Annotated in this window: 10 protein-coding genes; 1 reads left to right on the plus strand and 9 read right to left on the minus strand. The window is 47.8% G+C overall.

All coding sequences use genetic code 11. From position 1 onward, the window contains the following. Positions 1–129: 129 nt before the first annotated feature. The 8 genes from WMO25_RS11370 to WMO25_RS11405 form a co-directional block, all read right to left on the minus strand. Positions 130–327: a hypothetical protein gene (locus WMO25_RS11370; RefSeq protein WP_002595176.1), complete on the minus strand. Its 198-nt coding sequence runs from the start codon at positions 325–327 to the stop codon at positions 130–132. A 242-nt stretch (positions 328–569) separates the two neighbouring features. Next, a complete protein-coding gene (locus tag WMO25_RS11375) occupies positions 570–1,907 on the minus strand; it encodes a virulence-associated E family protein (RefSeq protein WP_008394605.1) in 1,338 nt (445 codons plus the stop codon). Next, positions 1,876–2,520 carry a CHC2 zinc finger domain-containing protein gene (locus tag WMO25_RS11380; protein WP_025544160.1) on the minus strand — a complete coding sequence of 215 codons (645 nt, stop codon included), beginning with the start codon at positions 2,518–2,520 and terminating at the stop codon, positions 1,876–1,878. Before WMO25_RS11380 ends, WMO25_RS11375 begins: the two co-directional genes overlap by 32 nt. A 66-nt stretch (positions 2,521–2,586) precedes the next feature. After that, positions 2,587–4,167 (minus strand): MobQ family relaxase, encoded by a 1,581-nt coding sequence (mobQ, locus tag WMO25_RS11385; protein WP_349085416.1) that lies wholly within the window; start codon positions 4,165–4,167, stop codon positions 2,587–2,589. Between the two features lie 195 nt (positions 4,168–4,362). Next, positions 4,363–4,902, minus strand: a complete 540-nt coding sequence (locus tag WMO25_RS11390; RefSeq protein WP_349085417.1) for a hypothetical protein — start codon at positions 4,900–4,902, stop codon at positions 4,363–4,365. Positions 4,903–5,223: 321 nt separating this feature from the next. Continuing rightward, positions 5,224–5,520 (minus strand): DUF3847 domain-containing protein, encoded by a 297-nt coding sequence (locus tag WMO25_RS11395; protein ID WP_349085418.1) that lies wholly within the window; start codon positions 5,518–5,520, stop codon positions 5,224–5,226. Then, the gene (locus WMO25_RS11400; protein ID WP_349085419.1) at positions 5,513–5,854 is read right to left on the minus strand and encodes a replication initiator protein A; all 342 of its coding nucleotides are present in this window, start codon (positions 5,852–5,854) and stop codon (positions 5,513–5,515) included. The genes WMO25_RS11395 and WMO25_RS11400 overlap by 8 nt, the downstream gene beginning before the upstream one ends. Next, a complete protein-coding gene (locus WMO25_RS11405; RefSeq protein WP_005927683.1) occupies positions 5,851–6,039 on the minus strand; it encodes a hypothetical protein in 189 nt (62 codons plus the stop codon). Before WMO25_RS11405 ends, WMO25_RS11400 begins: the two co-directional genes overlap by 4 nt. 483 nt (positions 6,040–6,522) lie before the next feature. Between WMO25_RS11405 and WMO25_RS11410 the strand changes: the two genes are divergently transcribed. Beyond that, entirely contained in the window at positions 6,523–7,329 is an 807-nt protein-coding gene (locus tag WMO25_RS11410; protein ID WP_005924756.1) for a helix-turn-helix domain-containing protein, read from the plus strand. Positions 7,330–7,390: 61 nt separating this feature from the next. Here the strand turns inward: WMO25_RS11410 and WMO25_RS11415 are convergent. Further along, the coding region (locus WMO25_RS11415) for a DUF3658 domain-containing protein (protein WP_349085421.1) at positions 7,391–8,227 on the minus strand (837 nt) is incomplete at its 5' end.

The raw sequence follows: 8,227 nt of genomic DNA on the forward strand, positions 1-8,227 counted from the left end.
GTTTGCGATACTGGCACTTTCGCCTTGCAGGTCATCGTCCTTTGACAGCCTGCAATAGACCGCCGCACGATAGCCCCCGGCAAGTGCTGAACCGATTGTTCTGTATTCCATTTCGTTCATCATAGCCATTTACCCACACAATCCAGACGGTATCTGGCTCTGTTGAACCTCATCTTCATTATACTTCAAATCTTTCTTTTTAGCAAGATATTCTTTTGTATTTGTTTTGCCGTATTTCTGGGAAATCAGGCTGACGAACACATCGGTGGCGTCCAGTTCCCCGTCAAATACGGTTGTCACTTCAATCTTGGTCTTATTTTTCGCCATAGGCAGTTATCCTCCATACATGAAAATAGCCAGACAGAGAACGGTCGGCAACGAAGTCCGGCAACGGGCTTCAAAAGACCTTGCAAACAATCTCAATCTGGCGTTGATTACTATTTATACTTTTCTTTTATTTTTCTGTTGTTTTGGTTGTCAGAGAGGGAAAAAGCCCGGAAATAAGGGATTTTCCCCGGCAACCGGCTCGGCAACGGGATAGCAACGAAGTCGGCAACGGGCTGTCATTTTCAGAATGGAAGCTCCATCTGCTCTGTGACCTCCACAAAACCGTCCATAGATTTTTCGGGCGGGTTGTCGGTGTCCGTTGCCGGGATTTCACGCTCCCAGCCCTTTTGTCTGCCGTATTCCGCAAACATCCTCGGATTGGAAAAGTAGTTCCACCCGGTAATGCACTGGTTCATTATCTCGTTGATTTCCCGGATTTCCCATTGCTTCGGCTCATCAAAGGTGTGGTTTAAGGCTTCCTTGTAGAGCTGCTTGGAGCAGACCGTTTCCCCGGTGTACTTATCAAGGTAAGCCTGTATCATCCCGGCTTTGGTGTCCTCCGGCATAAAATCCCGCTGGTGTTCTTTGAGATACCGCTGCATGGCTGGGCTGAATGACAGCTTGAACATGCCGCTTCGGTAAATCTCCATTGCTTCCGCCCACATCTGGCTGATATAGGCTCTGGAAGCGGCTTCGTCCTCCAAAATGTGAACCTCGGCTTGCTCCGGGTACACCATGACCGGGATAAATCGGCGGTTGCCGGAACGGTCAAGGGGGAGAAAGTCAAGGGCGTTGGAAGTGCCGCCGAACACGCATTGACGGGGGCGGTCTGCCGGGTGAGTTTCATAGGGAATTTTGTAAACCTCTTTCTGGCGGCTTAGAAAGGACTTGATTTCCTCAATGCTCTTGGCATTGGCGGTTGCCATCATTTCCGACATTTCAATTATCCAGTGACCTTGCAGCTTGCGGTACACGTTATCATCGTCCAGCTTCCGCAAATCATCGGAAAACCACTCGTCCCGGACTGCCAGCAGCCGGAAGAAGGTGGATTTGCCAGCCCCCTGACCGCCTACCAGACACAGCATGATTTCAAACTTGCTTCCGGGCTTAAATGCCCTTGTAATCGCCCCCAGCATGAACAGCTTCAAGGCTTCATAGGTGTAATCGTCCACATCAGCTCCCAGAAAGTGCCGCAGACAGAAGCGGATGCGCTCAGTCCCGTCCCATGCAAGGCTGTTCAGAAAATCCCGGATGGGGTGGTACTTATTCTCATTCGCCACAATCCCGATGGCGGTTTCAATCTTTTTCTCACTGGTAAGCCCGTAGGTTTCCTCCAGATAGAGAAGCAGATACTTCATGTCCGTATCGGTCAGGGCTGTGCTTTCTCTGTGAAAACCGATGGGCTTTATGATGTCCTTGCGGTCGGTCAGGATGTTGTAGGCGATTGCCCCGGCAAGCACAGGGTCACGCTGGAATACGGTCAGGCAGTTCCGTATGCTCTGGCGGACGCCGCCTTTCTCGGTGGTTTCCAGAGTTGCCTTTACTTCCTCAACGCTCTGGGGCGGCTGCATGGCGTTCATGGTGTTTTTTAGTTCTTGCTGCGTCTGCGGCTGCAAGCTCTGCCATTCGCTGTTCAAGCTGTATCACATCCTTTCCGTAGTCCATAATCAAAACCGCTTTTTCCTCTGTCTCCCCGAACAGCAGCACATCCAGCAGATATTCCACATGGGCTTGCTTCTGCAAGGCTTCCACGAACCGGGGATGAAACGCTTCCTCCGGGGAGTGCGGGGCATAGTCGGTTTTCCATACCCGTAAGAGGTGTAGATAATCGGCAAGGACACGGAAGCAATGTGCCTTTGCTTCCCGGAACTGTTCTTCCGGGGATTTCTGCCGGGGCTTGGGCTTCCTTGCCCTGCCCGGTGGCTTCCAGTCCTCATAGGCAAGCCCGAAGTCACTCGCCAACTGTGCGGCGGCTTCCTTTTTCCCCAGCCCGTACAGGGCAGCTACAAAATCAATCACATCCCCATCTGCACCACATCCGAAGCAGTGGAAACGCTTGTCCAGCTTCATGCTGGGGGTCTTATCGTTGTGGAACGGGCAGCAAGCCATCCCGTTTCTGTTTACCCGGATTCCGTAATGCTCCGCAGCCTGTCTTGTCGTAACGGACTGCTTCACAGCTTCAAATACATTCAAATCAATTCCTCCTTGTAAAAAAGAAAAGGCACTTATCATTCTCAATCTGAAAATGGCAAGTGCCTGTTAAAGTTCCATATCCTGTTGTTTGTGTTTCGTCTGTGCCGGGACAGTTCTTTGTGCTTTTTTCTCGTCCGCCTTATCCTGCAAGACTTCTTTGAGGGGCTGCTTCTTGGGCGGCTCTTTGCTTTCTTCTGTGCCGGGGGTGGCTTTCCGTACCCAGTAGCGGATGTCCCGCAGCTTCTTCAAATCCTCCTGTACCTCGGTCAACGGTATTTTCAGGGCTGCAATTTCTTCCAGAAGCGTTTCCTGCTCCTCTTGCAGTTCCTTTTGGGTGCTGTCCTTATCGTCCGGGTGCTTGGCAAGGTAGGCGGCGGCTTTCGCATACCGGGCAACCTCCGGGTGTTCCTGTTTGAATTTCTCCTTTGTTTTCTTGAAAAATATCTTCTGGTACTTCTCATAGACAGGCTTACATTCCTTGCAGTCTGTCCGGCTGGCAAGAAGCCTGTCAATCACTTTGCTTCGGGCTTCCTTTGGCTTCATCTGATTGCGGTAATCGGCGGCTGATTTCCCGGAAGATTCCAGAAACGCTTCTAAGTCCTCCACAGTGGAAAGCCCCTTTTGCCGGAGATAGGACAGGGCTTCGCTGACTGCCTTTAAGTCCTGTGAAGTCCCCCGGTTCTGTCCAGCCCTCGTCCAGCTTTTTCGTTCTTCCTTTCGTATCTCCATATATTTCATCAGCAGGTTGGGGAGAAGCGTTGCTTCCTCCGCCGCTTTTTGTGCAAGCAGCTCTTTCCGTTTTTCGCCCAGCTCGGCAATCCAGCCCTTGAGGTTGTGGATGAGCTGCCGGATGGACTTCATCAGGCTGTTGGCGGCTCTGATTTCCCGGTTCAGGTTTCCGATATTCGTCTGGATACCTCGCTTTTCCATCTGCCGGACAGCAGCTCCCTCATGGACAGTAGGGACTATATCAAGCCCCTGTCTGGCATAGGAACGCAAGTCCACACGCTCCGGGCGGTCATTGGCTTCCAGATAGCGGTTCTGGATGACCTCCCATTCATGCCGCCAGATTTCACAATACTTCTGGTCGTTCCAGTCAACCGTATCCTCCTTGTGGCTTTTCCATCTGCCGGACGGAAGTTTGATCCGTTCCCCATTCTCGTCAAGGTCATAAACCTTGCGGCTCTTGGGAAGCCATTTCCCATGTTCGTCCATTGCCCTCATAGTGAGCAGGACATGGGCGTGGGGATTGTGTCCCGGCGGATGGGGGTCATGGATTGCAAAATCAGCAATCATGCCTTTGGAAACAAACTGCTGCTGGCAGAACTCCCGGACAAGGACAGCGTACTGGTCAGGCGGTATCTCTCTGGGGATGGTAAGCACCCACCGCCTTGCAAGCTGGGAGTTCCATTGTTTCTCCACCGCTTCGGCGGCGTTCCATAGGGTATTGCGGTCTGCATATTTCTGTGGGGCATTTGCCGGGAGCAGGATTTCATTGTGGACGATACCACGCTTTTCCGGGTAGTGCTTCACTTGCTGGTCGTATTCACAGAACAGCTTTTCGCCGCTTTGGTAAGCAGCGGCGGCAATCGCAGACTGCTGTTGGCTGCGCTGAACAATCGTGATTTCGTTGTGTGGACAGGGCATTTCGTGTTCCTCCTTTCTGTGATTGGTGGATGGGGTGGCGTTTTACCACCTCATTTTGGGCAGAAAAAAAGCAGGATACCTTTTTCAGATTTCCTGCTTGGTGTGCCGCTGTGTGGGCGGCGGGTATTAAGTTGTAAAAGTTCAGGACAAGTTGACCCGATGTGTGGGTGGCAAACTGGAACTGGTTAATTTATATTATTTATGAGCGGAAATGTAGTCAAGCACAATTTTCCACCCATTATTTTCACTGGCATATCCCCATAAAGGCTCTGTTAACTGTTCTAATTCTTCAATACAATGACGAGTCTTTTTTACCATTTCTTTTCTTTTTTCGAGAGAGATTGAATTTAATTTTTTATTTGATACCTTAAACCTGTTATTTTGCAGAAAATTAACGGTGTCAATATAGTTATTATCATCAGTAAAAATTGTATCTTGGGGAAAACAGGATATAACCTTTTCAAATGCTGTTTTCAGGGTGAATAATCCTAAAGCATTTAATGCTTCTGGGATAAACGGAACTAATTTTACCTGTTCACAAATAATATACCACCAACCATCACATTGCCAATTCCCCACCATATTCATACAAATATGCAAGGTAAAAAGTTCAGGGGTCACTTTTTCTTTTATATCATCTAATGTCCCCAATTCCCATAATTTATCCGACAATTCAGCCAGTGTATTTTCATCTAAACATTTCACTCCGTTAAGGAGTTCCTGTAATGTAAGCACTGTTATTTCCTCCTCGCAATATAAAATTTCTCACAATCAACTTCCGCTTTGCTGTTAACTTCATTATACTTTACCCGACCGTCAAAGTATAGAGAGATTTTGTAAAACTTGTCGGCTGGGAACAGCTTGCAGCGCAAGGTGTCCCCAGATGGCAAGTCCACAAAAGGGTAGCTGGCGGCAGCCAGCGCAGGGGAAGCGTAGCGTCCCCTGTTTGATTTGGAGCAGACCATGACTGCGGAAAATCACAGCCCTCCGGCGAGGAGCCTTCGGAGAACGCAATGCACCAACCTCTGGGTGGTGTATAATTGCGCCCTTAGTAAACTAAGGGGTTTCTGGCTTCTTCCGTTCCAGCAGTTTTTTCAATAGTTCCTGCGTGTCCTGTCTGTGAAAAATGAGTTTCAACAACACCATGACATCATCATCTGTCAGGCGTTCCGGCTCTTGCAGAAAACTTTCCAGCATACCGCCACGAGTACAGAGCCGGTGCGTCCGTTCCTTTTGGGTAAGCTGCTTTAACTGGTGCTGCAATGCCTTTTCATCATTGATGGCTTTCCGCAGTTTCTTTTCGCTTTTCTCCAACTCCCGATTGAGTTTTTCCAGCTTTGAGGTATCAGGCAAGGGCAGCGTCCTCCTTTCCCGGTATCAGCACATAAATCCTGTTTGGTTCTCCAACGCCCTGACGCACCCGCATGATAAGTCCGGCGGTTTCCAGTTCATTCAGAGAACGCTTGACCGTCATAGAGCTGCGGGACAGGACTGCGGCAATGGCTGTGACAGGGAAGCAGACAAACAGGATTCCGTTCTCGTCCTCCTGCCCATTGGAGAGCATAGCGTCCAGCATCCGGCAGTACATGACCTTTGCGGTGCTGCTGACTGGAAATCCTGTCAACGCTCTGGGAAAAGGCATACAGGGCGGCAATGGTGTGTCTATCGTCATAAATTCAAAATTCATTCTGTGTGTTCCTCCTTTTTCTTTGCTCGTTTGGATAAATAACAGGGGCAGTCAATCACAACCGCCCGGAAGCTCTGCTTGCACCCATGCTGGCATTTCCGGCATAATTCGTTGTAAGTGACACGCCCCCGGTCATTGAGGTAAAAGGAAAGCTCATACTTCCTCTTTTTGCTCATTCTCGGCATATTGCGCTTCCTCCCGTTTTAGTGTATGGTTTCGGGGCGATTTTCGGTAAAATTACAGCCATAGAGCCGCTTAAAATCTCCCGAAGTATCAGCGATAGGGTAGACTGTCCCCCTATCAGATTGTTGTGTTTCGGTATCATTTCGGTGTCAGTTCGCCAGTTCTCCCCGGTGTCGTTCCTCCCCTGAATCTCACAGCGGCGTATCGCTCCCTTTGGTACGCTCGTTTTGGTCAGGGTTCCTCCATATCCCTGCCAAAATTCATGGCGCTACATCGCCGGGGAAGCATATCCCACACAGGCTGGTCATTCGATTGGAATAATCCATCGATGAACTACCTGTATCATAGAACATTTTTGTGCCCTGTGCCGTATGTCCACAAAGTAGGAATTAAGGGTAAAAATCAGAAATTTCCACGATTACGGAAAGTGTGATATAATCCAGATAAGCGGCAGCAATGAAACCGTTGGAAAGGAGCGTGTGCCCATGAAAGGAGCAACAAGCATACAGGAACGCCTTTGGGAACTCCGCAAGGACAAAGGCTTAAATCTGGAAGAACTATCAAAACTAACGGGTATTTCTAAATCAGCCCTTGGCAGTTATGAAAAAGAAGATTTTAAGGAAATCAATCATGGCAACCTTATCACGCTGGCAGACTTCTATGGGGTTTCCGTCGATTATCTGCTGTGCCGGACAGAGAACAGGGAGCAGATCAACACGCCACTGACGGAGCTGCATTTGAACGATGAAATGGTTGCACTTCTGAAAAGCGGTCGGATCAACAACCGTCTGCTCTGCGAACTTGCCACCCATAAGGACTTTATCAAGTTTCTTGCGGACATTGAGATTTATGTGGATGGGATTGCCACCATGCAGATTCAAAACCTCAACACCCTTGTCGATACTGTCCGACATGAAATCATAGAACGGTATCGCCCTGGCGAAGATGACCCACATTTGAAAGTGCTGCAAGCCGCCCATATCAGTGATGATGAATATTTCAGCCACATGGTTCTGGATGACCTAAACCTGATTATCCGGGATATTCGGGAAACCCATAAAAAGGATAGTGAGAGTGCGCCCCAGACCACTGTTGCCAATGAACTGAAAGAAAATCTGGAAGCGGTCGAAAATTTCAAGGGCAGCCGTTTGGAAAAACTGGCAGTGCTTTACTGCAAGCAGCTCGGTATCAACTATAAAAATCTGTCAGATGAAGAATTTCGCTGGCTTATTCGGATTCTCCAAAAATCAAAGAAAACGGGAACGCCTATCAACCAGAGGAAAAAACGGTAAAGGAAAACCGCTGTTGCATGGTTTGTTGGATTCCATGTAGCAGCGGTTTGTGCTGTGGTTATTACTTCATTCGTTTTCTTAATATTCGGCGATAATTTGTTTCTCCCTTTGGTGCGTCCTGTATAATTTCCAACACACCATCTTCAAGCATTTTATCAATGCGATTGGAAATCCATACATCACTAATTCCAAGTTGATATTTTCCTAAAACATTACCTATGACAATAGCCATTTTGAATTGCTCTGGCTGTTCCGCAATTTCACGAAGAATGAAACTATCATATATATCTTCTGAAACGCTTTGCAATTTACCATTTAACATTGCACGCAAAGGTGCATTTTCATTTTGAAGTTGATTCCATTTCATAGCACAAGCTGAAAGAAATACAGGATTAGCTTTCTCTTGTAGAGTTATATAGTTTCCCCATTCGCCAGGAGAGACCTCGCCCCATGCTATTTTGGATGTCATAGTATTTTCTTTTCCATATTCCCATGTAGGTAACTTAACCAAATAAATTGTTGTCTGGCAGTTTAAGGGTTGAAGTTGTTTCATAAGCCAATACATACCACAAAGCTCATCTGGATTATAGCTATACCAAATGCGAATTTCTTCCCCAGCTACATATCGTTCAATCACTGAGGTCAATGTAGTTTTAATTTTCTGTATTTTTTCTTCAACCTGATAATCTAAATCCTCTACAAAGCAGACAGACAGCATTTTCTTGAAAACATTTTTCCGCTGTTCGCCAATTCCATTATCAGAAATATCTCCCACACTAAGAGCCATATCAAAACAATAAACATCACAGCTCTTGCCTCCCAATGGAATAGCATTCTCCCAAGCAATGCGTTCTTGTTCCTGTGCTTGAAGCTGTGCTTTTTTCATTTCATCTGAAGA

This window comes from Coprococcus intestinihominis, from assembly GCF_040096555.1.
GTDB lineage: Bacteria > Bacillota > Clostridia > Lachnospirales > Lachnospiraceae > Coprococcus_A > Coprococcus_A intestinihominis.

Coding starts and splice junctions, on each gene's coding strand:
- WMO25_RS11370 (WP_002595176.1), bottom strand. CDS start 327: ATGGCGAAAAATAAGACCAAGATTGAAGTGACAACCGTATTTGACGGG.
- WMO25_RS11375 (WP_008394605.1), bottom strand. CDS start 1,907: ATGAACGCCATGCAGCCGCCCCAGAGCGTTGAGGAAGTAAAGGCAACT.
- mobQ (WP_349085416.1), bottom strand. CDS start 4,167: ATGCCCTGTCCACACAACGAAATCACGATTGTTCAGCGCAGCCAACAG.
- WMO25_RS11400 (WP_349085419.1), bottom strand. CDS start 5,854: ATGAATTTTGAATTTATGACGATAGACACACCATTGCCGCCCTGTATG.
- WMO25_RS11405 (WP_005927683.1), bottom strand. CDS start 6,039: ATGCCGAGAATGAGCAAAAAGAGGAAGTATGAGCTTTCCTTTTACCTC.
- WMO25_RS11410 (WP_005924756.1), top strand. CDS start 6,523: ATGAAAGGAGCAACAAGCATACAGGAACGCCTTTGGGAACTCCGCAAG.